Origin of the sequence: Serratia sp. S4 (assembly GCF_000347995.1) — a bacterium.
Taxonomy (GTDB): domain Bacteria; phylum Pseudomonadota; class Gammaproteobacteria; order Enterobacterales; family Enterobacteriaceae; genus Serratia; species Serratia quinivorans.
This window is the reverse complement of sequence record NZ_KB661120.1, coordinates 3,440,557-3,465,268: the sequence shown is the minus strand read 5'-3', so window position 1 is coordinate 3,465,268 and position 24,712 is coordinate 3,440,557. Positions and strand designations below refer to the sequence as shown.

The following is a 24,712-nucleotide window of genomic DNA, read 5'->3' as shown; positions in this document are numbered from 1 at the left end:
TCCTGTCGGCAGATTATAGAGGCATCATGCCGAATAAGATGCTGATGAGTACCAAAAAAGTAAAGCGGTTATACCCGTCATCTTTCAAGCCGCAGCGTTGTTACCTGCACTCAGTTATGTGGCCCGTCCATGGGCCACACCCCTTCGGGGCCGCTGCAAGCAGCGTTCAAATCTGCTCCTGGCAGATTTGTCACCCCAGTAACTTACTCGAGTAAGCGCCTGGGGATGAGCGAGCTGGGCGCCTAGCTGCGACTTGAAAGCTATAGGGTATACATTCAAGCTTGCAGGGGCGATCAAATAACCGCTTATTCTGGCAGGTTGGGGCGATAAATCCGCTGCGGACGGCCCACTTTGCCGTAAATGATTTCTGCACGCAGCTGCTGGGCGGCGGTACAAAACTCCAGATAGCGGCGTGCGGTGGTCCGGCTTAGCCCCATTTTTTGCGCAACGCTTTCAGCGGTGTGGCTGCTGGAGGCGTGATCGAACAAGGCGCGGACTTTTACCAGCGTCAGTTCATCAATGCCCGCTGGTAGCGCCGCCTGCTGTTCACCGCGTGCGTAGGTGTTGAACATCTGATCGATGCGGTGCTGGCTAAGTCGCGCTTTGTCTTTCAGCGCCAGACGCCGCTGGCTAAAGCGCAGCAGCGTGTGGGCCAGACGATCATAGGCCAAGGGTTTGATCAGGTAATCGAACACCCCGTAACGCAGCGCTTCGGCCACGGTATCCATATCGCTGGCGGCGGTGATAAACACGATGCCGCCGGCATAACCACTCAGGGTCAGCTCACGCAGCAGCTCAATGCCCTGGCCGTCGGGCAGGAAGTTATCCAGCAGGATCAGATCCGGTTTGAAGCGCTCGGTCATCATACGGGCTTGCGCCAGAGTACCGGCCAGCCAGATTTGCCGACAACCACCGTTCTGCCGGATAAACTCCGCATGCATCTCCGCCAGCGGCGTCTCATCTTCGACGATCAGTATATTCAACCATTCCATAGTGAATCTCGTCTCCCCATCGTCTTTCAATATGCAATCAACATGCTAATAAAATGTAAGTTAATTGCCGCGTAAAATAAAGATTATCTCAATAATAAACACCATAAAAATAATTAAGTAAATAAAGAACATTAAATAACTTATTAACCAGAGGTGGTTTGTGAAACAGGTCAATAATTGGCTATTTTTTTCTGATTACTATTGTTTAATCAAATGCAGGTCATGATTTTAACGGTTTTATCTTTATGGTTTTTAAGGTTTTAATTCCCCGTTGAAATGTTGATTGATGTTCGTTTTCTGTTTTGTTTGTTATTTATTAGTTAACCCAGAGAGTGTGATATGTTGGGCGATGCCATATTTGACCGAGTGAAAAGATCAGATCATAAAAGTATTGCGCAGATTAATGCCTTCCTGCGGAGTAACGATCTGAATATTGATACGACGGTTGAAATATTTATTACCGTTACGCAAAACGATAAGTTGGTCGCCTGCGGCGGCATAGCAGACAATATTATCAAGTGCGTCGCTATCAGCCCACAAATGCGCGGCGAAGGCTTGGCACTGCAACTGGCGACCGAACTGGTGAATCTGGCGTATGAACGCCACCACACCCAGCTATTTATCTATACCAAAATCCAAAATGAGTCGCTGTTCCGCCAGTGTGGTTTTTATCCGATAGCCCAGGTGCCGGGCATCGTGGTGCTGATGGAAAACAGCCCGTGCCGCCTGAAGCGCTATGCCGCCCAACTGGCGGGCCGGCGGCAGCCGGGCAAGCGTATTGGCAGCATTGTGATGAATGCCAACCCCTTTACCCGCGGTCATCAATATCTGGTGCGCCAGGCGGCCGAAAAGTGCGACTGGCTGCACCTGTTTTTGGTCAAGGAAAACACCTCGCGCTTCAGCTATGAAGACCGGCGGCGACTGGTGCTGGCAGGTACGGCAGACATTGCCAATCTGACGGTGCATGAAGGCTCGCAATACGTCATTTCCCGCGCCACTTTCCCTTGTTACTTCATTAAAGATCAGGGCATTGCCGACGACTGCTACACCGAGATCGATCTGAAGATCTTTCGTCAGTATCTGGCACCCGCGCTGGGCATCACCCACCGTTTTGTCGGCAACGAACCGTTCTGCGAGGTCACCGCGAAGTACAACCGCGATATGCGTTATTGGCTGGAAACCCCGGCGTTATCCAGCCCGCCAATCGCGCTGGTAGAAATTGAGCGTTTGCAATATCAGGGCACGGCAATCTCCGCCTCCTGGGTGCGCAAGCTGTTGGCCGCGGGTGATTTTCACGCCGCCGCGCCGCTGGTGCCACCGGACACCCTGTATTACCTGCAAGATTTGCAAACGCAGCGCCGGGCCAAACCGGCGGCCACCCCCTTTGAATCCGCACAATCAGGTGAAAGATGAAAATTATCCGAGAAGCAATGGCCGGCACGCTGGAATCCAGCGATGTCATGGTGCGCATCGCCCCCGCCGAGGGGTCGGAACACGACCTGCTGATCGCCAGCAGCGTGGAAAAACAGTTTGGCGAAGCCATCCGCCAGACGCTGTTGCAGGTGCTGCAGCACTACCAGGTGGAGCCGGTGCAGGTGATGGTGGACGACAAAGGGGCGCTCGACTGCGTACTGCGGGCCCGGCTGGAAACCGCACTGATGCGTGCCAGCGACAATGGCCAACTGCCTTGGGGAGCGCCTAATGAAAACGCTGAATAAACACCGCCTGCGTCGCAGCATGCTGTTCGTGCCCGGTGCCAATGCGGCGATGGTAAGCAACGCCTTTATTTATCAGGCCGATGCGCTGATGTTCGATCTGGAAGACTCGGTGATCCTACGTGAGAAAGACGCGGCGCGGCGGCTGGTTTACCACGCACTGCAACATCCGCTGTATCAGGAAGTGGAAACCATTGTGCGGGTTAACGCGCTGGATTCCGCCTACGGCCTGGCAGATCTGCAGGCGGTGGTGCGGGGCGGTGCGGACATTGTGCGCCTGCCGAAAACCGACAGTGCGCAGGACGTGGTGGATATGGATCGCGAGATTGCCGCCATCGAAGCCGACTGCGGACGCCCGGTCGGCAGCACCGGCCTGCTGGCGGCGATTGAGTCGGCGGCGGGTATTACCCAGGCGGTGGCGATTGCCCATGCCTCACCACGGCTGATCGGCATTGCGCTGGGAGCGGAAGACTACGTGCGCAACCTGCGTACCGAGCGTTCTCCGGAAGGCATCGAACTGTTGTTCGCACGTTGTTCATTGCTGCAGGCGGCTCGGGCTGCTGGCATTCAGGCGTTCGACACGGTTTATTCCGACGCCAATAACGAAGCCGGTTTCCTGCAGGAGGCGGCGCTGATCAAACAGCTCGGCTTCGACGGCAAATCCCTGATTAACCCCCGGCAGATCGAACTGCTGCACAACCTGTATGCACCCACCGCCAAAGAGGTGGCCCATGCCCAGCGGGTGGTGGATGCCGCGGCGGCGGCGGAGCAGGAAGGGCGCGGCGTGGTGTCGCTCAACGGCAAGATGGTCGACAGCCCGGTGATTGAACGCGCACGGTTGGTGCTGCAGCGTGCAGCGCTTTCCGGCATCCGCGAAGCCTCGGTTCAGCATGGAGAGGAAGCATAATGAAACGCCAACAACGATTGATGACCCTGAATAATTTGGCGGATTTGCGCTGCTATCAGGCGTCCTCCAAGGCTAACCAGCAGGCGAGCAAACCCCGTGATATCAAACGCTGCGACACGCTGGAACAGGCGGTGCGCCGCAGCGGGTTGCAGGACGGCATGACCATTTCTTTCCACCATGCGTTTCGCGGTGGCGATCTGGCGCTGAATCAGGTGATGGAAACGCTGGCGGCGATGGGGTTCCGTAACCTGACGCTGGCTTCCAGCTCGCTCAGCGAATGCCATGCGCCGCTGGTCGGCCATATCCGCAACGGGGTGGTGAGCCGTATTTATACCTCCGGCGTGCGCGGCCCGCTGGCGGACGCCATCTCACGCGGCCTGTTGGCCGAACCGGTACAAATCCACTCCCACGGCGGTCGGGTCAACCTGATCGAATCCGGCGAATTGAGCATCGACGTTGCCTTCCTCGGGGTACCGGCCTGCGATGAGTTCGGTAATGCCAATGGCTACAGCGGCGAAGCCTGCTGCGGTTCGCTGGGTTACGCCAAAGTGGATGCCGACGCGGCGGGCACCGTGGTGGTGCTGACCGAGGCGATTGTGCCTTATCCGCATCATCCGGCCAGCCTGGCGCAGGATCGGGTGGATCTGATCGTTCAACTTGAGCGAGTGGGCGACGCCGACAAGATTGGTGCCGACGCCACGCGCATGACCTCCAACCCGCGTGAACTGCTGATTGCCCGCCGGGCCGCCGAAGTGATCGCCGGTTCCGGCTACTTTACCGAAGGTTTCTCGCTGCAAACCGGTACCGGCGGCGCTTCACTGGCGGTGACGCGTTTTCTGGAAGACAAAATGCGCGCGCGCGGCATTCGCGCCGGTTTCGCATTAGGCGGCATCACCTCAACCATGGTGGATTTGCATGAAAAAGGGCTGATTACCCGCTTGCTGGACGTGCAGAGCTTTGACCGTGCGGCGGCGATGTCGCTGGCGCGTAACCCCAATCACATAGAAATCAGTGCCAATCAATACGCCAACTTCAGCTCGAAGGGGGCTTCAGTCGACAGGCTTGACGTGGTGGTGCTGAGCGCGTTGGAAATCGACATCGGTTTTAACGTTAACGTGCTGACCGGTTCCGATGGTCTGCTGCGCGGAGCTTCCGGTGGCCACTGTGACACCGCAGCCGCGGCGCGGCTGGCGATCATCGTGGCACCGCTGGTGCGCGGGCGTATCCCAACGCTGGTCGAGCAGGTCACCACCTGTGTCACGCCCGGCTCCAGCATCGACATTCTGGTTACCGATCATGGTATTGCCGTCAATTCCGCGCGGCCGGAATTGGCGCAGCGGCTGCAAGAAGCCGGTTTGCCGGTGGTCAGCATCGACTGGCTGCGCCAGCGCGCGCTGCTGCTGACCGGTGAACCTGAGCCGATCGTCTTTACCGACAAGGTGGTGGCGGTAGTGCGCTATCGCGACGGTTCGGTGATCGACGTGGTGCATCAGGTGGCGGAGTAATCCTATGGCTAGCCTTTCTCCCGAACTGGCCGCCAACCGCGCAGTCAGCCTGCCGGAATTGCTCACCAGCCGTGAATGCCGTCAGGCTCGGCAACAGGCGTGGCTGGCGCAGCATCAGTCCACGTTGTTGGTGTTGACGCTGGTGGTGCCCGGCGCGGTAAAAGACAGCGCGCTGACGCGCAATATCTTCAACCTGGGCTGGCAGGCGCTGCAACGGATGTGGGGCGAGCAGGGCTGGCACTGCCTGCAGGCCGAAACGCTGGCGCTGTCGACCGGCTGCGAGGGTTTTGTGGCGTTGCAGGCAGACGCACAGCGGGTGAAAGACTGCGCCATGCAGTTGGAAGTGCAGCAGCCGATTGGCCGACTGTGGGATATCGACGTGCTGGACTCACAGGGGCGCATTTTGTCGCGCCGCGATCTGGGGTTGGCGGAGCGTCGCTGTCTGCTGTGCAGCCAACCGGCCAAACTCTGCGCCCGTCAACGGCAGCACGGCAGTGAACAGCTACTGCAGGAAATGGAAAGGATGCTCAATGATGCACTCGCTACCCGCTGAGCCGGTCAGCTATGTGCCGCAAACGAAGATCGGTGACTTCGCCCACGCCGCCTACCGCGCGCTGTTGGTGGAAGTGAATCTGACCCCCAAACCGGGGCTGGTGGATCGTCACAACAACGGGGCTCATCGGGATATGAACCTCGGGCATTTCTACCGTAGCGCCCGCGCCATTGGCATCTGGCTGCCGCGCTTTGTCCGCCAGGGCCGCGACGATGCCTTCCGCCCGGTGGCCGAGCAGCTATTGCGGCTGCGGCCGCTGGGGCTGGCCTGCGAAAACCACATGTTCCAGGCCACCGGCGGCGTCAACACCCATAAAGGCAGCGTGTTTTCTCTCGGTCTGTTGTGTGCAGCCTTCGGCCGTCGTTACCAGCGACAACACCCTATTAACGCCAAAACCTTGTGCACCGAGGTGGCGGCAATGTGTCACGGGCTGGTAGCGCGTGAGCTGCAACAGCACAACGCGTTACAGACCGCCGGTCAGCGACTGTTTGCCGAACATGGCCTGAGCGGCGCTCGCGGCGAGGCCGAGTCCGGCTTCGAGCGGGTGATCAACGGCGCGCTGCCCCTGTATCGACAACGGCTGAACGCCGGCTGTGATGAGCAGACGGCGCTGATGGACAGCCTGCTGTGGCTGATGGCTCACAACGACGACACCAACGTCGCGTCACGCGGCGGCATCGAAGGCTTGCGCTGGTTGCAGCAACGCGCCGCAGAGTTGTTGGCTAAGGGCGGGGCGCAGGGCGAGCAGGGCATTGATCGCCTGCGGCAGTTCGACGCCGAATGCATCACGCGCAATCTCAGCCCCGGCGGTAGCGCCGACCTGTTAATCGTCACCTGGCTGCTGGCGCAGATAACGAACTAAAAACAATAACCCGTCTTCAGGAGAATTTTATGTCCGAAACCAAGGAAAAAGTCTGGAAAACGTTGGCACCGCTGCTGGTGTTGGCGATCCTGCTCTGGATACCCGCCCCGGAAGGGATGCCGCCGCAGGCCTGGCGTTACTTTGCTATTTTTGTGGCGATGATTGTCGGCATGATCCTGGAGCCGATCCCGGCGACGGCGATCAGCTTTATCGCCGTGACCCTCAGCGTGCTGAGTGCCAACTGGGTGCTGTTCGGTGCGCAGGAACTGGCGGAACCGGGCTTTAAGGCCGGTAAGGAAGCGTTGAAATGGGGGCTGGCCGGGTTCTCCAGCACCACCGTCTGGTTGGTGTTCGGGGCCTTTATCTTCGCGCTAGGCTACGAGGCTACCGGGCTGGGGCGGCGTATCGCACTGTTCCTGGTGAAATTTATGGGTAAACGTACCCTGACGCTGGGCTATGCGGTGGTGATCATCGATATCTTGCTGGCGCCGTTTACCCCGTCCAATACCGCGCGTACCGGCGGTACCGTGTTCCCGGTGGTGAAAAACCTGCCGCCGCTGTTTGACTCGTTCCCCAATGATCCGTCCTCACGCCGTATTGGCGGCTACCTGATGTGGATGATGGTAGTGGGGACCAGCATCAGCTCCTCAATGTTCGTCACCGGTGCCGCGCCCAACGTGCTGGGGATCGAGTTCGTCAGCAAGATCGCCGGCGTGCATATCAGTTGGATGCAGTGGTTCCTGGCCTTCTTGCCAGTTGGGCTGTTGCTGTTGATTATCGCGCCGTTGATCTCCTATTACCTGTACAAACCGGGCGTGACCCACAGCAGTGAAGTGGCGACCTGGGCCAATACCGCGCTGAACGAGATGGGCAAGCTGACGCGTCAGGAAATCAAGCTGATTGGTCTGGTGCTGCTTAGCCTGTGTCTGTGGGTGTTTGGCGGTAAGGTGGTGAATGCCACCACGGTCTGCCTGCTGGCGGTTTCCCTGATGCTGGCGTTGAATGTGGTGTCGTGGAAGGCGATCACCCAATATTCCAGCGCCTGGAATACGCTGGTTAACCTGGCGACGCTGGTGGTGATGGCCAACGGCCTGACGCGCTCCGGCTTTATCGACTGGTTCGCCGAGACCATGAGCACCCATCTGGACGGTTTCTCGCCGAATATGACGGTGGCGGCGCTGGTACTGGTGTTCTACTTTGCCCACTATCTGTTCGCCAGCCTTTCGGCGCACACCGCTACCATGCTGCCGGTGATCCTGGCTGTCGGCAAGGGGTTACCGGGGGTGCCGATGGAGGAACTCTCGATGTTATTGGTGCTGTCGATCGGCATCATGGGCGTGCTGACGCCTTACGCCACCGGCCCAGGGGTGATCATCTACGGCTGCGGCTATGTGAAATCGAAGGATTACTGGCGCATGGGCGGCATTCTCGGCGTGGTGTATATCGCCGCGCTGCTGATGATCGGTTGGCCAATCATGCGTTTGTGGCTGTAAGTTTTTGAGTTAATGGCGGCCATCTGCGGATGGCCGCTGGGCAGACCTTTCCTTGTGATATCCATCACACACTTTCCCCGTTAACCTCTCCATCATAGCGAGGCAAACGCTAACACACTAAAAATAATCATATTCCTGGAGCCTCTGCGGATGAAAAGAAAAGCCTTATTGCTGTGCTTGCCGTTATTAATCACCGGGACTGCCCTGGCAGAAACCAACGACTATCAATTGGATCAGGTGCTGGTGATGAGTCGCCATAACCTGCGTGCGCCGCTGGCCAATAACGGCAGCGTGCTGGCACAGTCCACGCCTAAAGCCTGGCCGGCCTGGGACACGCCGGGTGGCCTGCTGACCACCAAGGGCGGGGTACTGGAAGTCTATATGGGCCACTATTTTAACGCCTGGCTCAAGCAAACCGGCGTTCTGCCGCAGGAAGGCTGCCCAACGGCCGGCAGCGTTTATGTTTATGCCAACAGCCTGCAGCGCACGGTGGCAACCGCGCAGTTCTTTACCAACGGCGCTTTCCCCGGTTGCGATATCAGCGTGCATCATCAGGACAAAATGGGGGAGATGGACCCAACCTTTAACCCGATCATCACCGACAACAGCGACGCTTTCAATCAGCAGGCGCTGGGGGCGATGAACAAAGAGCTGGCCTCGCTGAAGCTGGATGCGGCCTATAAACAACTGGCGAAAATCATCGATTACAAAGACTCCAACAGTTGTAAGACCGACAAACGCTGCGATCTAACCAAAGAAGCCAGCAAAATGAGCGCAGTGCCGGGCAAAGAGCCGGGCGTCGCCGGCCCGTTACGGGTGGGGAACTCGCTGGTGGATGCCTTTATGCTGCAATATTACGAAGGTTTCCCGATGAAGGACGTGGCCTGGGGCAAAATCACCACGCCGCAGCAGTGGAAGCAGTTGGCGCAGTTGAAAGACGGCTATCAGGATTCGCTATTCACTTCGCCGGTGGTGGCGCAGAACGTGGCCAAACCGCTGCTGACCTACATCAACGGCGCATTGATTGGCGAGCGCAAGCCGGACTCCCCGAAAGTGACGGTGTTGGTCGGCCACGACTCCAACATTGCTTCGCTGCTGTCGGCGATGGAGTTCCAGCCATATCAACTGCCGCATCAATACGAGAAAACGCCGATTGGCGGCAAGCTGGTGTTCCAACGCTGGCACGACAAGAAAAACGATCGTGACCTGCTGAAGATTGAGTACGTGTATCAATCCACCGACCAGTTGCGCAATGCCAGCCCGTTGACGCTGAAAACCCCGCCGCAGCGCGTGACGCTGGCGCTGAAAGGCTGCCCGGTGGATAAGCAGGGCTACTGCGCCTGGAGCGACTTCGAAAAAACCATGAAAGACATTTTGTAATCCCGCCATTCCTCTCTCCCGGTTGCGGGGGAGAGGAATAATCATTGTTGCCCATGGGTTCGGCGTCTAAAATTACCGTTTACACACCCAACATGGACGACAAGTGTTCTCTTCTTTTATCCCCAGCATTGAATGGCTGAACCTGGATGATTACCCAGGGCGGGTTGCCCGTTGCCGCTTTTCTTTGGCGAACTATCAGGATGGCTGTTTCGACGCCATTGGCATGAGCATCCCCGAACATCTGGCCCGTGCCGTGCCGAAGCGGCGGGCGGAGTATCTGGCCGGGCGTTACCTGGCGCGGGAGTTGCTGGCTCCGCTGGGGTTTGCTGATTTCACTGTGTTACGCGGGGAAGATCGTGCGCCGCAATGGCCGCAGGGCATCGCAGGGGCAATCAGCCATAATGCGGATACCGCGCTCTGCGCCGTACACCGGGAGAACGCTCTGGGTGGCGTGGGGCTGGACGTTGAAACGTTAATCCCCACGGCACGGGCGGAGGAGCTATGGGGGGCTATCATCAGCGAGACGGAGTGTGAATACCTGCGCGCCCAACCGCAGGCATTCAACTGGCTGCTGACGCTGGTGTTTTCCGCCAAAGAAAGCCTGTTCAAAGCCTTGTACCCACAGGTACGTAGCTATTTTGATTTTCTCGATGCACGCCTGGTGGCGGTTGATATACAGCAACAAACCTTTGCATTCGAACTGCTAAAACATCTCACGCCGCATTGCCACGCTGGCCGCCGTTTTGGCGGTCGTTATTGGCAACAAGGTGACGATGTCACAACTTTTATCTGTTTATAATCAATGAAATGAAAAAGTTGCACTGTCACATTAATCACAAGGCCCGCCGCCGTCGAACCAGGTGACGGGCGCCCTCCGATACCAGTAACAGCACCGCCAGCCAGATCGGAATATAGGTCAGCCATTCATCCCGGCCGATGCTTTCGCCAAGTAGCAGCGCCACGATCACCAGTAGCACCGGCTCTACGTAGCTCAGCAGGCCGAACAGGCTGAACGGCAGCAGGCGGCTGGCCAGGATATAACACACCAGCGCGGCGGCGCTGATCACCCCGAGTAACGGAACTTGCCAATAGAGCGCCGGGCTGATGCTCAGCGCCGCCAGCGGCCCGTTGCCACCGAAGGCGAACCAGGCGGCCACCGGTAACATCAATGTCAATTCACACCACAGCCCACCGAGGTTGTCGGTGCCGAAACGGCGGCGCAAAATAAAGTAAACCGGATAGCCCAGCGCCACCACCAGCGTGGTCCAGGAGACGCCGCCCACCTGATACAGCTCATTACCAACGCCGATAATGGCGCAGGTAACCGCCAGTTTTTGCAGCAACGAAAGCCTGTCGCGGAAGATCAAACGCCCCGCCAGCACCATGGTCAGCGGCAGCAGGAAATAGCCCAGTGACACCTCCAGCGCTTTGCCGTGCAGCGGCGCCCACAGGAACAACCACAGTTGAACCCCCAGCAGCGCAGAGCTCAGCGGCAGAAACAGCAGGCGGCGCGGTCGTTGTTTTATCCAGCACAGCGTCTCGCTGACCTTGCGCCAGTCGGCGGAAAACAGCATAAACAGCGTCAAAAACGGCACGGTCAGCAGGGTGCGCCAGCCAAACACTTGCTCACCGTCGAGCGGCGTCAGAGTGGAAGTGTAGTAATACATCACGCCGAACAATATTGAGGCGATAACGGAAAGCGCTATTCCTTTAATCACGGGCTGTCCTGAAAAGTTATTGATTTTATTGCCGCCCACTCTAGTGAAGTTTGGTGCTGACAACAATGCCGCGTATCACACTGGACAATCGGCAGTGGCGAGTTAAAATAAATACTGTTTATTAATACAGGTGTTATGCGATGACCCTCGATCTTTTTGAAGACTCCGTACCGCCGCCGTGGCGGGAACAGATTGCTCCCGGCGCGGTAGTGATGCACGGTTTTGTGCGCGATCACGGCCCGGAGTTGCTGGCGGCAGTGAATGGGGTGATCGCTCAGGTGCCGTGGCGGCATATGACCACGCCGGGCGGTCACGTGATGTCGGTGGCGATGAGCTGGTGCGGCAACGGCTGGAGCAGCGACAGCCGCGGCTACCGTTACTCAGAGCGCGACTCGCGCAGCGGCAAACGCTGGCCGCCGATCCCGACGATCCTGATGGCGCTGGCGGATGAGGCGGCGCAGCAGGCGGGTTTTGCCCCTTTCGTGCCGGATTCCTGTCTGATGAACCGCTACGATCCGGGCAGCAAGCTCTCGTTGCATCAGGATAAGGACGAGCATGATTTTGGCTCACCGATCGTTTCCGTCTCACTGGGACTGCCGGCGGTGTTCCAGTTCGGCGGCATGCAACGCAGCGATCGCGCCCAGCGCATACCCTTGGCACACGGCGATGTGGTGGTGTGGGGCGGCCCGTCGCGCCTGTGCTTCCACGGGATTATGCCAATTAAAGAGGGTTACCATTCGCTGGTGGGGCCACACCGCATTAACATCACGCTACGTAAGGCGCTTTAACTGTGGCTCTTTTGCCAAACAGGCAACCAGATAGTCGATAAACACCCGCAGCTTGGGCGGCAAGTGCTGGTTGGGGCCATACAGCAGCCACAGGCCGCCATGGTAACTGCTGAGAAAGTCCCATTCCGGTAACACTTGCACGACTTCGCCGCTGTCCAGCGCCTGTCGGGCAGTAAAGTACGGCAGGCTGCCAATGCCAATGTGCTGTTTTACCGCATCCAGTCGCACGCCGGTGTGGTTGGCGGCATAACGCCCGTGCACGTTTACCGTCACCGATTTACCCTCTCGCCGGAATTTCCAGCGGGCGTCGTTGGGCGTTTCCCCCAGATAAATGCAGCTGTGTTGCGCCAAATCCTGCGGATGCTGCGGCGTGCCGTGCTGCGCCAGATAACCGGGGGTGGCGCACAGCAGGTGTTCGATAGTCATCAATTGGCGGCCAATCAAGCCGGGAGAAGGGCGCTCGGTAATACGCAGCGCCAGATCGACCCGATCGTCAATCAGATCCATATAGCGATCTTCCAGCCGCAGGCGAACGTCTACCTTGGGGTAACGGCGTAAAAACTCCGGTATGTGCGGGTGCAACACAAAGCGGCCCACCGCCTTGGGGACGCTGACGCTGACCAGCCCTTCAGGTTCCACCGCCCCACGGCCGCTGAACGCCATCACCGAGTGCGCGGCGTCCAACATGCTGCGACAGCGCAGAAACACCTCTTCACCTTGTTCACTCAGGCGCAGCTTACGCGTGGTGCGGTGCAGCAGTTGCAATGCCAACGCCTGTTCGAGTTTGGCCACGCTGCGGCTGGCAGCAGAAGGGGAAGTGCCCAGCCGACGGGCAGCGGCGGAAAAACTGCCACTTTCCACCACCTGAACAAAAACGGCCATTTCGGCCAGCAGCGAATGAGAGAGATTTGTGCTCACAGCGCAAAGGTCCATTGTATCTTTGATGGATTATGCTTTGATTATGGCATGAATATAATGGAGCCACTAACCAGGAGAAAAACCATGACCGAACGGCTTTATTATTATAGCGATGACTTACAGGGCGAAGCACAGGTGCTGGCCTGTACTCCGGTTGAAGACGGCGGATACGCGATAGAGCTGAACGCCACGCTGTTCCACCCGCAAGGCGGCGGGCAACCGGCAGACGGCGGCCTGCTCGGTACTACCCCGGTGCTGCGTGTGGCACAACAGGGCGAAAAAGTGCTGCACTTTACCGCCGAGCCGCTGCCCGAAGGGCCGGTGAGCGTAACGGTTGATGGCGAACTGCGCCGCTTGCATACCCGTTGGCATTCCGCCGGACATCTGATTGGCTGGTTGGGTGAAACGCGCGGCTGGCAGCCGGTCAAGGCGCACCACTGGCCGGGTGAAGGACGTATTACCTTCGTGCCGGACGCAGAACCTCAAACCCTGGATCAGGATTTCCTGCATGCGGAGTTGGCGCGGCTGATTGCGGCGGATTTCCCTCGCAAACAACTGACGGTTGACGGCCTGCGTCAGGTAGGTTTTGGTGAATTGCCTACATATGGTTGCGGCGGTACCCATGTCCCTTCCCTGGCTGAACTGGGTAGGGTAAATATTACCGCGCTCAAGATGAAAAAAGGGCAGTTGATCGTGCAGTATGAGCTGGGCTGAGGTTTGATCCGGACCGATTATTTCGTCGGCCCGGCCTGTCGCAGCATGGTGCAGAAAGCACACTGGCATCCCGCCTGCGGCAGCGCTGCGCAGGTGCCGATGTTGACCGCTTGCGCGTCCAGCGCGTGAAATCCGTAAAACAGATTCTCCAGGCTGTTTTCCGCTGAGCGCGTCTGTTCCGGCTGCGTCTCGGGCACTTTGGACTGAAACGCGGCGGCGCGTCCGGCCAATAGGCCAAGGAACAACAGCGAGAGCTGAATTTTCATTTTGGTCTTCCTAGTTTAATTTCTGATACGTTATAACAAAACACCCATTCTGCCAACCACCGATGCCTTGTGCATTTTCCGCCATTGGTTAGCGAAATTAGTTCGTTCAACTCCCCGCCATTTTGGTTTGTTATCTAACCCATAACATTCCGAAATAAAGAAGGCGTGGCACTCTATGTTTAATTTCTCTTTCAATAGATTAACCAGTGGGATAACAGTGGCATTGGGACTGGCGGCGGCGATGAATCCGGCGCTGGCGTCGGTGCAGGGCGGCACGCTTGTCTACCTGGAGCAGCAGGCGCACACCAACCTTTATCCGCCTTCCGGCGGTTTCTACCCCAACGGCGGTATCCTCAATCAAATCACCGACAAACTGACCTACCAGAACCCGCAAACGCTGGAGATTGAGCCGTGGATTGCCGAGTCCTGGAGCAGCAACGCCGATAAAACCGAATACACCTTCAAACTGCGGCCTGGCGTGACTTTCTCCGACGGTACACCGCTGGATGCCAATGCAGTGGCGAAAAACTTCGATACCTATGGCCTGGGCAATAAAGAGAAACGTCTGCCGGTGTCCGAGGTCATCAATAACTACGACCACAGCGAAGTGATTGACCCGTTAACCGTCAAGTTTTACTTCAAGCACTCGTCTCCCGGCTTCCTGCAGGGCACCGCCACCATTGGTTCTGGCCTGGTTTCGCTCAGCACCCTGAACCGCAGCTATGACCAACTCGGTGACGCGCGCCATATCATCGGTTCCGGCCCGTTTGTGGTCAGCGCCGAGACGCTGGGGCGTGAGGTCAGCCTGAGCGTTCGCAAGGATTATCACTGGGGCCCGGCCAAATTGGCTCAGCAAGGGCGCGCTAATCTGGACGGCATCAAGGTGATTGTCACCGGCGAAGACAGCGTGCGCATCGGCGCACTGCAGGCTGGACAAGCGGACTTTATTCGCCAGATCCAGGCCTACGACGAGAAGCAGACGCAGGAACAGGGCTTCACGATTTACGCGGCCCCCACGCGTGGTGTCAACGATAGCGTCGCCTTCCGGCCGGACAATCCGCTGGTAAGCGACCTGCGCGTGCGTCAGGCACTGCTGCACGCCACCGACAGCAAGCAGATTGTCGATACGCTGTTCTCGGTTAACTACCCGCAGGCCAAATCGGTGATTGCTTCTTCCGCCGCCGGTTTCGTCGATTTGTCCGCCAAGCTGAAATTCGACCCGGAGCTGGCCAACCGTCTGCTGGATGAGGCGGGCTGGAAAAAGGGCGGTGACGGCCTGCGTGAGAAGGACGGCAAAAAATTGCTGCTGAATGTCTATGAATCGCTGCCGCAGCCGCAGAACAAGGCGGTGCTGCAGCTGGTTTCGCAGCAGTGGGGCAAGGTCGGCGCGCGCTTGAACATTCTGGCGGGCGACGCCGGCAGCAAGGTGGCGGATAACCTCGATCCGCAGAAAACCCCGGCGGCGGTGGTGGAAGTGGGACGGGCGGATCCGGACGTGATTAAGAGCCAGTTCTACCCGACCAATCGCGATGCGCTGTTGCAGCAGGGCGGGACGGGCAAAAACAGCGCATTCAAAGATGACAAGCTGAACGCGCTGCTGCTGGGCATCGCCTCTGAGGTGGACCCGCAAAAACGCCTGCAGATTGCCGGTGAGGCGCAGAATTACCTGCTTGATCAGGCCTATGTGATCCCGTTCTTCGAGGAGCCGCAGGTGTTTGCCGGTGCACCTTATCTGAAGGGGGTTAGTTTCGAAGCGGTCGGTCGCCCGAGTTTCTACGGCGCCTGGTTAGAGAAACACTGAGGAGGCGATGATGAGCCGATATCTGGCGCGGCGCATCGGGCAGGCGCTGCTGGTGCTGTGGGCGACCTTTAGCCTGTCGTTTCTCCTGCTGCAGGTGCTGCCCGGCGATGCCATTCTGATTAAGTTCCAGAACCCGGACATGGGGCTAAGCCCGGCGCAGATCGCCGATATGCGCGCAGCCTATGGCGCTGATGTGTCGCTGTGGCAGCAGTATCTGCATGCGCTGGGTAACGTGCTGCGTGGGGATCTGGGGTATTCCATTCAGGCCGGGGTGCCGGTCACCGAACTGTTGGCCACCAACCTGCCCGCCACGCTGCAATTGGCAGTGCTGGGCTTCACGCTGGCGCTGCTTCTGGCATTGGCGATTGCCTTTATCTCCAACCTGACCGGTTTTGGCTGGCTGAGAGCGGCGCTGCAGTCGCTGCCGTCGCTGTTTGTCTCGGTGCCGACCTTCTGGCTGGGGATTGTGCTGATCCAGGTTTTCTCGTTCCAACTCAAGCTGATCCCGGTGATCAATCCGGGTGAGTGGCAGGGGCTGATCTTGCCGATTGTGACATTGGCGGTGCCGATCTCCGCCCCCTTGGCGCAGATCCTGATCCGCAGCATTGATCAGGTGCAGACTCAGCCGTTTGTTGCCGTAGCTCGGGCCAAAGGTGCCAGCCGTAGCGGGGTGCTGTGGCGGCATGTGGCGCGTAACGCCATGCTGCCTGCACTGACCATCGCCGGCATTCTGCTGGGTGAATTGATAGCCGGGGCGTTGATTACCGAAACCGTATTTGGCCGTAGCGGGCTGGGACAACTCACCTTACAGGCGGTGCTGAACCAGGATGTGGCGGTGTTGCAGGCGATAGTCGTCATTTCCGCCGCCGCTTTCGTCACCCTCAATCTGCTGGTGGATCTGCTGTTCCCACTGTTGGATCCACGACTGAAAACCCATACAGGAGCCGCCGTATGAGCAGTATCTCCTTTGAAAAGACCGTCGTGCCGGAGCGTGACCTGGGGGGCGTGGAAAGCGAAGGCACGTTATCGACCAGCCGTTCACGTCGTCGACGCGTGCCTCTGACGTTGCTGCTGGCCTGGGGGGTGATCGCCATCGCGGTGCTATGGGCGCTGGCCCCTCAGTTATTCACCGCTTACAGCGGCACTGAAGGCATCGCCGGGGCGCAGCGCCTGGCGCCGGGTGGCGCACACTGGCTGGGTACCGATCAACTGGGTCGCGACCTGTACGCACGCATCGTTTATGGCGCCTCGCAAACGCTGTCCGCGGCGCTGGTGGCGGTCGCATTGGGGCTGCTGCTGGGCACTGCGCTGGGGCTGATTGCCGGTGCGGTGGGGGGCATTGCGGACGAGGCGGTGATGCGCTTTGTCGACGTCTTGCTGTCGATCCCTGGCCTGCTGCTGTCGCTGAGCATCATTATTTTACTGGGATTTGGCACGGTGAATGCCGCCATCGCCGTCGGTATTACCTCGGTTGCCAACTTTGCCCGCCTGGCGCGTGCCGAGGTGGTGCGGGTGCGCCACAGTGATTACGTCGAGGCGGCCTATGGCAGCGGCGGCACCTTCTGGGCGGTGCTGTGGCGGCACATCCTGCCGAACTCGCTGACGTCGGTGATCGCCTTCTCGGCGCTGCAGTTCGGCAGCGCTATTTTGGCGATCGCTACCCTGAGTTTTCTGGGTTATGGCACCCCGCCGCCGACGCCGGAATGGGGACTGTTGATTGCCGAAGGGCGCAACTATATTTCCACCGCCTGGTGGTTGACCACCTTTCCGGGGTTGGCGGTAGTGGCGGTGGTGCTGGCGGCCAACCGCATTAGCCGTGCGCTGGGGAGAGGGCAACCATGAGTATTCAGACGGCATTACAACGGGCGGCGGCCACGCCGGTGCTGGAGCTGGAGCAGGTGTCGATTGCCTACCAGGGCGCGAACGGTAGCCAACGGGTGGTGCATCAGGTGTCCTTCGCCATTCAACCGGGGGAAGTGGTGGCGCTGGTCGGTGAGTCTGGATCGGGGAAAACCACTACCGCGCAGGCGATCATTGGCCTGCTGACGGAAAACGGCCGTCTGGAGCAGGGCGCCATCCGTCTCAACGGTACCGATATCAGCCGCTGGTCGTCCCGACGGCTGGACGCGGTGCGCGGCGCGCAAATCAGTTTGATCCCACAGGATCCGTCCAGCTCGCTCAATCCGGTGAAAACCATTGGCGAACAGGTGGCGGAGATCCTCAATATTCATCACAGGTTACCGCGTAAGCAGGTGCAACAGCGGGTGGTGGCTCTGTTGACCCGCGTAGGTCTGACGCACCCGGAGCTGCGGGCTCGTCAGTATCCACATGAGCTTTCCGGTGGCATGAAACAACGGGTGTTGATCGCTATTGCCATCGCGCTGCAACCGGCGCTGATTATCGCCGATGAGCCGACCAGCGCGCTGGATGTCACGGTGCAAAAGCGCATTCTCGATCTGATCGACGAGCTGCGGCAGGAATTTGGTACCGCGGTGTTGCTGGTGACCCACGATCTGGCGGTGGCGGCAGAGCGTGCCGACCGGCTGCTGGTGTTTCGCCATGGTCGGGTGCAGGAGCAGGGCGTGACCGCCGAAGTGCTGCGTGCACCCACCAGTGACTACACCCGGCGGCTGTTTGCCGACGTGCCGTCGTTGACCCGTGCGGCTGTGCCAAAACCTAGCGAGGGCTTGCAAGAGTTGGCGATCCAGGTGAATGGGCTGGTGAAAGATTTCCGCCTGGCTGGTGTCGGGGGAAAAACTTACCGCGCGCTGGATCAGGTGTCGTTCAGCGTGCCGCGCGGCACCACCCATGCGCTGGTGGGGGAGTCTGGTTCCGGCAAGACCACACTGGCGCGCTGCCTGCTCGGTTTCCAACGGCCGGACGCCGGGCAAATCATTATCGACGGCGTCGATTTCACCCAGTTGAAGGGCGAGGCGCTGCGGCAGTTCCGTCGCCGTATTCAGTTGGTGTACCAGAACCCGTTCGGCTCGCTCGATCCGTCGCAGACGCTGTATCAGGTGATTGAAGAGCCATTACTGAACTTTGAGCCGCTGGGCAAAGCCGAGCGCTATCGCCGGGTACGTGAGCTGTTTGAGCGTGTGGCGCTGCCGGACGAGCTGCTGAGCCGTAAACCCCGCGAACTGTCTGGCGGCCAGCGCCAACGGGTGGCGATTGCCCGGGCACTGGTGCTGCAACCCCGGGTGCTGGTGCTGGACGAAGCGACCTCGGCATTGGACGTTACGGTGCAGGCGCAGATCCTGCGGCTGTTGCAGGATTTGCAGCAGGAACTGGGGCTGACCTATTTGTTTATCTCACACGATCTGGCCACGGTGCGGCAGATTTCACACAGCGTTTCGGTATTGCACCGGGGGATACAGGTGGACAGCGGCGCGACCGGCGAGCTGTTCGCCATGCCGGGCAGCGATTACACCCGTCAGTTGATTGAGGCCATTCCCGGCCGTCAGTTTTATGCCGAACAGCCCAAGAGTGAGGACGTATTCTATGAGCAGTAAAAGACTGGGGTTTTTCACCCGCCTGTTGGATCAGGGCAGTGCGCAACAGCGCTACCGGTTGGCGACAGAGCAAATCCTGCATGCCGAGCGGGCCGGGTTTGATAGCGCCTGGGTGGCGCAGCACCATTTTCACGAAGATGAAGGCGGTTTGCCCTCACCATTGGTGTTCCTGGCGCAGGTGGCGGCACGAACTCGTCATATCCGGCTGGGCACCGGGGTGATCACGCTGCCGATGGAGTCGGCCATTCGGGTGGCGGAGGATACCGCGGTGTTGGATCTGCTGTCCGACGGCAGGCTGGAGGTGGGGATTGCCGCCGGCGGTACGCCGTCTGCGTTTGGCGCCTTCGGTCTTGACGCTCAGCAGCGCCACGCGGTGTTTGCCGACAACTTCAGTACCCTGCTGCGCGCCTGGCGCGGCGAGGCATTGGGTGGCGAAGATAACCGGTTGTACCCGGCAGCGCCACAGTTGGCAGAGCGGGTGTGGCAGGCGACTTTTTCTGTCGAGGGGGGTGAACGTGCGGGGCGGGCCGGCGATGGTTTAATGCTGTCGCGCACGCAACCGCGCCCGGCGGATGTGCCAGATCTGCCGCTGGACGAATTGCAGAACCCGATTATTGACGCCTATCTGGCGGCGCTGCCGCCCGGCATCGCGCCGCGCATTATGGGCTCACGTACTGCATTAGTGACCGATAATAGCCAACAGGCGCGGGATTTTGCCGCGCAGGGGCTGGGCCGGGGGCTTGAACGTCTGCGTGCCAGCGGCCACCGACCGGCTGACGAATCGCTCGATGGGCTGATCCGCGCCTTTGACGTGCATCTTGGCACTCCGGATCAGGTGATTGCTTCGTTGCAGCAAGACAGCGCGTTGGCGCGCGTGACCGACTTGGCCTTCCAGGTGCATTCCATCGATCCGCCGCATGCCCACATTCTGCGTTCTATTGAGCTGATTGCCCGTCACGTTGCCCCTGAACTGGGCTGGCAACGTCGCACTCCTGTTTCGAACTCCTACGAACATCACGCTGAGGAAAAGGTATGACTGCAACATTGAATAATGACGACCTGCTGGCCGTGCTGGCAGAGATCGCACCCGATTCCGCATTGGCGCAGGCCAGAGTGACGCGGCAGGCGGCGACGGATGCGATTCAGGCCAGCTATCTGGCGTTGTTCGCACCCGCCGATGCCGGCGATTTTCCGATAGCGCAGCGGCTGCAGACAGCGCTGCGCATCAGCGAATGGCATGCGGACAAACCCCTGGCGGCCCATTATGCGGCGTTGCTGCAACAGCAGGGCGGTGCAGAGGATAGTCCGCGTTTGCAGGCGGCGCTGGATCATGCCGAACGGTTGGCGTTCAAACCCGCCAGTGCTGACGCGCAGCATTTGCAGGCATTGCAGCAGGCCGGTTGGTCACTGGATGATATTGTCACCCTGTCGCAACTGATCGCTTTTGTCAGCTTCCAAAGCCGTTTGCTGACGGGCTATCGGCTGCTGAGTGGCAAGCCGGTCGAAAGTGGCAGTGCCTCATCCGTCAGAGCCGGCAGTTGGCGTACCGAGTCCGCTACCCTGAGCGGCCGCCATGCTCCGCCAAAGTTCACCCGTCAGGAGTTGGGTTGGGAACCGTGGATCGCCGCCAAACCGCTGGCGGAGTTTGATGCATCAGGTCAGGCGTTGTTAACGCGTTTCGGGCATAGCGACTCGGATTATTTTCGCCTGTTGGCACGTAACCATCCGGTACTGGAACAGCGAACGCTGGCGGACCGAGCCATTTTCTATACTCCGGGCGGGTTGGAACGTAAGGATCGCGAACTGGCGGCGACGGTCGCCAGCAAGGTGAATGGTTGTATCTATTGTGCCTCTGTACATGCACGCAAGGCGGCCCAGTTGTCCAAGAAAACGGACGAGGTGCAGCGCCTGCTGGACGTGGCTCCGGGCGGTGTATTGAGTGAGGGGCAAGGGGAAGCGTGGCGCGCACAGATAGACTTTGCCGCCGCGTTGTCCGCTACGCCGCCGCAGGCTAATGCCGATCATCTGGTAGCGCTGCGTGCGCAGGGGCTGGATGAGCTGGCGCTGCTGGATCTGGTGCAATCGACGGCGTTCTTTGCCTGGGCAAATCGGCTGATGCTGACCCTCGGCGAACCCTTCGACGATCGCTAAGCCTTCTGCCGATAATTCCCGTTTAAACCGGGGCGAAAGTTTTCGCCCCTGAGCAATTTAAGATAATAATTACTTTTTTAGTCAAGCTTTTAACGTTATTAACAAATTGAAATAACTCTTTTCGTAATCATGTCGAATAACTCAAATTGCATAAATTGCCCGCTGTCATGAATGCTCAGATACTCAACCCATCAATGAATTTAATTTTTATCAGATAAATCTTTGTTGGCATGGATGCATTTTTGATGGGAAATAGGCTCGATGGGAAGTTTTTTTAAGCAGATATATCGTTATTCTCATTCTCGCCCTTACAGGCATAATGAAAATCTCTGGCCCTATGTGAAAATTGAACGTGCAGCCAGTGGAGAGATTAGCGTACTTCATTATAAACATCAGAGTGTTCCTATAGTCGGGCTGTCCGCTTTGAAAGACAGTTGTCAGGGCCCAATACTGTTGACGGCTACTGGGCCATCGGTAAATTCCATTTGTTTTGACGATATTCCTGAAATGCCGGCTCTTGGGGTCAATGGTGCTTATTATTTAAGCGCCAAGGTGAGTTTTCGCTTTTATGTCATTGTCGATATGGGGTTTATCGATCAACGCCCCGACATTATAGAAGAGATCATTCTGGCAACGGATTTAATCCTGTTCACTACGGTCCACGGCGTGGCGAAAATAATCGATCGTTTCTCGTTGGCTGGTGTGAAGTGCCAATTCGCCGTAATCGAAGATGCGACCTTCAAAATCTATCGCCCAAAAATAAGTCCGTCGGCACTCTGGGATCATTACCGCCACGACGGCAACGTTCATTTTTCTTCTGTCTGTAAATTCATCGCCTTTAGCCATGATATTCGACGTGGCATCTTCGATGCGGGGACGGTAGTTTATTGGGCCTTGCAGATCATTTCCTTCCTGGGGTTTAAACAACTTTTTATTGCCGGGCTGGATATGAACAATTTCCATTTACCGCGATTTTATGAAACGCCAGAGAATAAATTGCCGACACTTTTGCCTGAGAAAGTGGATGACCTGATCATTCCGGCTTTTAGCCATGCGAGTGAAAGAATGAAAATCAACAATATCGCTATAAAGAATTTTTCATTGGCGAGCGCCATAGACACCCGTATTTTTGAAAAGGTTGATTGCAGTGATTTTTTCAAAAAAAACTGATGTCACCAACCTGATCGCTGTTTACGCTTTTTTTGCCTTTTCATTTTTTAGCGCCATTTATTGCGGCCACACCCGGGTGAATAATTTATTCCATATCTCAGCGATTTTTTTCCTGCTGACGCTGGCCACCCGACCGGAATTCCGTCAGGCCTGGCTTGGCAGGCGTGCTGCACTCATCGGTATAGCCTTGGTAGCGTATTTTTTGGCGTACTACTCCGCCAGTAATTTCTGGGGAGGCACGCCGGAAGATGCGCTGTCTGCCCTGACGCACAGCGCTTATATTCTGATTTATCTCGGCCTGTTGGTCTCGGTGTTGGATAGCCCTCGCCGCAATCTGTTACTTTGCGCCGTGATTGCCGGTATCACCTTGCTGTGCCTTTATCTGGCATGGGGGGATTACCACCAAATTTATACCCTCAGAGAGACCTCGGACATTAACCCCGGTCCGCGCAACGTGATCGATCTTGCCGGTTATGCTGCATTGGGCATTATTTTAAGCCTGATGGTTTTTCGGGATACACAACAGAAAAAGGTCCTGCTGGCGATCCCGCTGCTTTTTGCCTTTATGGTACTGACACAAAGCCGCGGGCCGCTAATTGCCTTATTGGCGGCGCTGGCGTTAACCACATCTTACCGGGCGCTGAATAAAAAGTCGGTAATGTTCATTGTGGCCGCAATGATATTTACGGCAGGCGTAGTGCTATGGTCGTCCATCGGTGAAATGCTGATAACGCGGTTTACCCAGCTGTATCAGCAGAGCTTTGTGCGGATGAGCATTTGGCGACACAGTTTCTCGTTGATAGAGCAGGCACCGTTTTTTGGCTATGGATTTGATAGAGAGCTGACTTTTACCAACTATACCGGCGAGTTTATTCATACCACTCACAGCCTGTATCTGGGCGCGTTGCTCAAAGGCGGGTTGGTGGGCTTTTGCCTGTTCATCGCGTTGCTGACTTTTGGCGCGCGGCTTGCCGTGGTTCACCTTAAGGCAGGCCGACGTCTGGAGGCGGCGTTATACCTGTTTATGCTGATCTTCTACTGTTCGCAGGGCATGTTTGTTATCGCGAATCCGGCCGAATTTTGGTACCTGTTTTGGTTCCCCCTGGCGGTGGTGTTCGCACAACCCACCTCAAATGCGCGTTAGTGCCAACGCGCTCGTCACTTTTTCAAACACCTGACTTTCAGTGATGATGCTGAGGGGTTGGCGGCGTTGAGCCGTAGTGAGCGTTTGTGCATCAACCGACACGTTCATTACCTGATGCAGGTCGCGATTTTGATAAGGGCCGGTGTGCTGCGGATTGGCGGTGACAAACAGGCTGATGGTTGGGGTTTTCAGGGCAATGGCCAGGTGCAATGGGCCGGTGTCGCCAGTGACCAATACCTGCAGGTTCGACATTACTGCCAGCAGTTGTGGCAGGGTGGTTTTGCCGATATGGCTGACCACGCGTTGCCGTTCGGCTTCTGTCAGCCCCGCGATAAATTCTCGCTCAATAGGCAGCTCTTTTGGCGAGCCGATTAATTCGATTTGGTGATGCGGCGACTGCGCCAGCAACAGTTTTGCCAGGCGAATAAACTGACCGACGGGCCAGCAACGCAGCGTTTCAGAAGCGCCCATTTGAAAACCGATCGGGATTTTATCCGCGGTTTTGCTAATCGGCGCAAACTCAACGGGAATAAACATTTCGCTGTTGTCGGTCTTGCAGCCCAACTGTGCTACTAAATCCAGCTTGCGCTGAATTAAATGGCCGCCGGTACTTTGGCTCACGCCGCTCAACCAGGGCTCCATGCCGGTGGCCTTGTTGCCATAGGCGTCCTTGAACACATATTGGCAACCGGCAGTAATGGCGACAATCACGTCGTAAGGGGATTTGGAATGCAGGATGATCGCCAGTTGCGGCTTATGTTTACGCAACTGGTGAATAATGCTGAGCATGTCTTTGGCTTTATGATCCCAATAAATGACGGCATTAAAGTAACGGCTGGTCGCGACCAGCTGTTTATTTTTATGGCTGGAAATCAGGGTGATACTGGCCGTTGGGTAGCGTTCGCGCACCGCGCGGATGGCCGGGGTATTAAACATCAGGTCGCCAAGGGCGGTGGTAGAAAAAATAACGATACGCTCAAAGGCCAGTTCCGGCTTGAAACTGGCTTTCTGCTGGAAGTTGCCGCCCAACCGGGTGTACATCTTAAGACAGGCGTTTGCCGCTGTTATTTTCCACTGTTTCGACATCTTGTTCACTTCGAGTTAATTGGCGCGCCGGTCTGGC

Annotated in this window: 24 protein-coding genes; 19 read left to right on the top strand and 5 right to left on the bottom strand. The window is 57.8% G+C overall.

Annotation, left to right across the window (positions count from 1 at the left end):
• Window positions 1–305: 305 nt before the first annotated feature.
• The gene (gene dpiA / locus SERS4_RS0116940; RefSeq protein ID WP_017893390.1) at window positions 306–992 is read right to left on the bottom strand and encodes a two-component response regulator DpiA; all 687 of its coding nucleotides are present in this window, start codon (window positions 990–992) and stop codon (window positions 306–308) included.
• 339 nt (window positions 993–1,331) lie between these two features.
• Between dpiA and citC the strand changes: the two genes are divergently transcribed.
• From citC to SERS4_RS0116895, 9 genes are all read left to right on the top strand, one after another.
• Entirely contained in the window at window positions 1,332–2,405 is a 1,074-nt protein-coding gene (gene citC, locus SERS4_RS0116935) for a [citrate (pro-3S)-lyase] ligase (protein WP_017893389.1), read from the top strand.
• On the top strand, window positions 2,402–2,710 hold the full coding sequence (citD, locus tag SERS4_RS0116930) for a citrate lyase acyl carrier protein (RefSeq protein WP_017893388.1): 309 nt from the start codon (window positions 2,402–2,404) through the stop codon (window positions 2,708–2,710). The genes citC and citD overlap by 4 nt, the downstream gene beginning before the upstream one ends.
• Window positions 2,694–3,614, top strand: coding sequence for a citrate (pro-3S)-lyase subunit beta (gene citE / locus SERS4_RS0116925; protein WP_017893387.1), 921 nt, complete (start codon window positions 2,694–2,696; stop codon window positions 3,612–3,614). Before citD ends, citE begins: the two co-directional genes overlap by 17 nt.
• The gene (citF, locus tag SERS4_RS0116920; protein ID WP_017893386.1) at window positions 3,614–5,119 is read left to right on the top strand and encodes a citrate lyase subunit alpha; all 1,506 of its coding nucleotides are present in this window, start codon (window positions 3,614–3,616) and stop codon (window positions 5,117–5,119) included. The genes citE and citF overlap by 1 nt, the downstream gene beginning before the upstream one ends.
• Window positions 5,120–5,123: 4 nt before the next feature.
• Window positions 5,124–5,672, top strand: coding sequence for a citrate lyase holo-[acyl-carrier protein] synthase (gene citX / locus SERS4_RS0116915; protein WP_017893385.1), 549 nt, complete (start codon window positions 5,124–5,126; stop codon window positions 5,670–5,672).
• Window positions 5,650–6,534: a triphosphoribosyl-dephospho-CoA synthase CitG gene (gene citG, locus SERS4_RS0116910; protein WP_017893384.1), complete on the top strand. Its 885-nt coding sequence runs from the start codon at window positions 5,650–5,652 to the stop codon at window positions 6,532–6,534. Before citX ends, citG begins: the two co-directional genes overlap by 23 nt.
• Before the next feature lie 29 nt (window positions 6,535–6,563).
• The gene (locus SERS4_RS0116905; protein WP_017893383.1) at window positions 6,564–8,027 is read left to right on the top strand and encodes an anion permease; all 1,464 of its coding nucleotides are present in this window, start codon (window positions 6,564–6,566) and stop codon (window positions 8,025–8,027) included.
• A 150-nt stretch (window positions 8,028–8,177) separates the two neighbouring features.
• Window positions 8,178–9,407, top strand: a complete 1,230-nt coding sequence (agp, locus tag SERS4_RS0116900; protein WP_012145882.1) for a bifunctional glucose-1-phosphatase/inositol phosphatase — start codon at window positions 8,178–8,180, stop codon at window positions 9,405–9,407.
• 103 nt (window positions 9,408–9,510) lie between these two features.
• On the top strand, window positions 9,511–10,206 hold the full coding sequence (locus tag SERS4_RS0116895) for a 4'-phosphopantetheinyl transferase (RefSeq protein WP_017893382.1): 696 nt from the start codon (window positions 9,511–9,513) through the stop codon (window positions 10,204–10,206).
• 34 nt (window positions 10,207–10,240) lie between these two features.
• Here the strand turns inward: SERS4_RS0116895 and rarD are convergent, their stop codons facing one another.
• Complete coding sequence (rarD, locus tag SERS4_RS0116890) at window positions 10,241–11,125, bottom strand: EamA family transporter RarD (RefSeq protein WP_026142443.1); 885 nt, start codon at window positions 11,123–11,125, stop codon at window positions 10,241–10,243.
• A gap of 140 nt (window positions 11,126–11,265) precedes the next feature.
• On the opposite strand from rarD, the gene alkB reads away from it, so the two are divergent.
• Window positions 11,266–11,913, top strand: a complete 648-nt coding sequence (gene alkB / locus SERS4_RS0116885) for a DNA oxidative demethylase AlkB (RefSeq protein WP_017893380.1) — start codon at window positions 11,266–11,268, stop codon at window positions 11,911–11,913.
• Here alkB and SERS4_RS0116880 read toward each other — a convergent pair.
• On the bottom strand, window positions 11,896–12,831 hold the full coding sequence (locus SERS4_RS0116880; RefSeq protein ID WP_017893379.1) for a LysR family transcriptional regulator: 936 nt from the start codon (window positions 12,829–12,831) through the stop codon (window positions 11,896–11,898). The genes alkB and SERS4_RS0116880 overlap by 18 nt on opposite strands.
• Window positions 12,832–12,915: 84 nt before the next feature.
• Here SERS4_RS0116880 and SERS4_RS0116875 point away from each other — a divergent pair, with 84 nt between their 5' ends.
• Window positions 12,916–13,545, top strand: coding sequence for an alanyl-tRNA synthetase (locus SERS4_RS0116875; protein ID WP_017893378.1), 630 nt, complete (start codon window positions 12,916–12,918; stop codon window positions 13,543–13,545).
• Window positions 13,546–13,562: 17 nt separating this feature from the next.
• Here the strand turns inward: SERS4_RS0116875 and SERS4_RS0116870 are convergent, their stop codons facing one another.
• Complete coding sequence (locus SERS4_RS0116870) at window positions 13,563–13,811, bottom strand: hypothetical protein (RefSeq protein WP_012145876.1); 249 nt, start codon at window positions 13,809–13,811, stop codon at window positions 13,563–13,565.
• A gap of 175 nt (window positions 13,812–13,986) precedes the next feature.
• On the opposite strand from SERS4_RS0116870, the gene SERS4_RS0116865 reads away from it, so the two are divergent.
• The 8 genes from SERS4_RS0116865 (at window position 13,987) to SERS4_RS0116830 (ending at window position 23,589) form a co-directional block, all read left to right on the top strand.
• A complete protein-coding gene (locus SERS4_RS0116865; RefSeq protein ID WP_026142441.1) occupies window positions 13,987–15,612 on the top strand; it encodes a TIGR04028 family ABC transporter substrate-binding protein in 1,626 nt (541 codons plus the stop codon).
• A gap of 10 nt (window positions 15,613–15,622) precedes the next feature.
• The gene (locus SERS4_RS0116860; protein WP_017893376.1) at window positions 15,623–16,567 is read left to right on the top strand and encodes an ABC transporter permease; all 945 of its coding nucleotides are present in this window, start codon (window positions 15,623–15,625) and stop codon (window positions 16,565–16,567) included.
• Complete coding sequence (locus SERS4_RS0116855) at window positions 16,564–17,454, top strand: ABC transporter permease (protein ID WP_017893375.1); 891 nt, start codon at window positions 16,564–16,566, stop codon at window positions 17,452–17,454. The genes SERS4_RS0116860 and SERS4_RS0116855 overlap by 4 nt, the downstream gene beginning before the upstream one ends.
• Window positions 17,451–19,124, top strand: coding sequence for an ABC transporter ATP-binding protein (locus SERS4_RS0116850; RefSeq protein WP_017893374.1), 1,674 nt, complete (start codon window positions 17,451–17,453; stop codon window positions 19,122–19,124). Before SERS4_RS0116855 ends, SERS4_RS0116850 begins: the two co-directional genes overlap by 4 nt.
• The gene (locus SERS4_RS0116845; RefSeq protein ID WP_017893373.1) at window positions 19,114–20,160 is read left to right on the top strand and encodes a putative FMN-dependent luciferase-like monooxygenase; all 1,047 of its coding nucleotides are present in this window, start codon (window positions 19,114–19,116) and stop codon (window positions 20,158–20,160) included. The genes SERS4_RS0116850 and SERS4_RS0116845 overlap by 11 nt, the downstream gene beginning before the upstream one ends.
• A complete protein-coding gene (locus SERS4_RS0116840; protein WP_017893372.1) occupies window positions 20,157–21,275 on the top strand; it encodes an alkylhydroperoxidase domain protein in 1,119 nt (372 codons plus the stop codon). The genes SERS4_RS0116845 and SERS4_RS0116840 overlap by 4 nt, the downstream gene beginning before the upstream one ends.
• A gap of 261 nt (window positions 21,276–21,536) precedes the next feature.
• Complete coding sequence (locus tag SERS4_RS0116835; RefSeq protein ID WP_017893371.1) at window positions 21,537–22,445, top strand: sugar glycosyltransferase; 909 nt, start codon at window positions 21,537–21,539, stop codon at window positions 22,443–22,445.
• Window positions 22,423–23,589, top strand: coding sequence for an O-antigen ligase (locus SERS4_RS0116830; RefSeq protein WP_017893370.1), 1,167 nt, complete (start codon window positions 22,423–22,425; stop codon window positions 23,587–23,589). The genes SERS4_RS0116835 and SERS4_RS0116830 overlap by 23 nt, the downstream gene beginning before the upstream one ends.
• Here the strand turns inward: SERS4_RS0116830 and SERS4_RS0116825 are convergent.
• A complete protein-coding gene (locus tag SERS4_RS0116825) occupies window positions 23,575–24,675 on the bottom strand; it encodes a glycosyltransferase family 9 protein (RefSeq protein WP_026142440.1) in 1,101 nt (366 codons plus the stop codon). The genes SERS4_RS0116830 and SERS4_RS0116825 overlap by 15 nt on opposite strands.
• Between the last annotated feature and the right edge of the window lie 37 nt (window positions 24,676–24,712).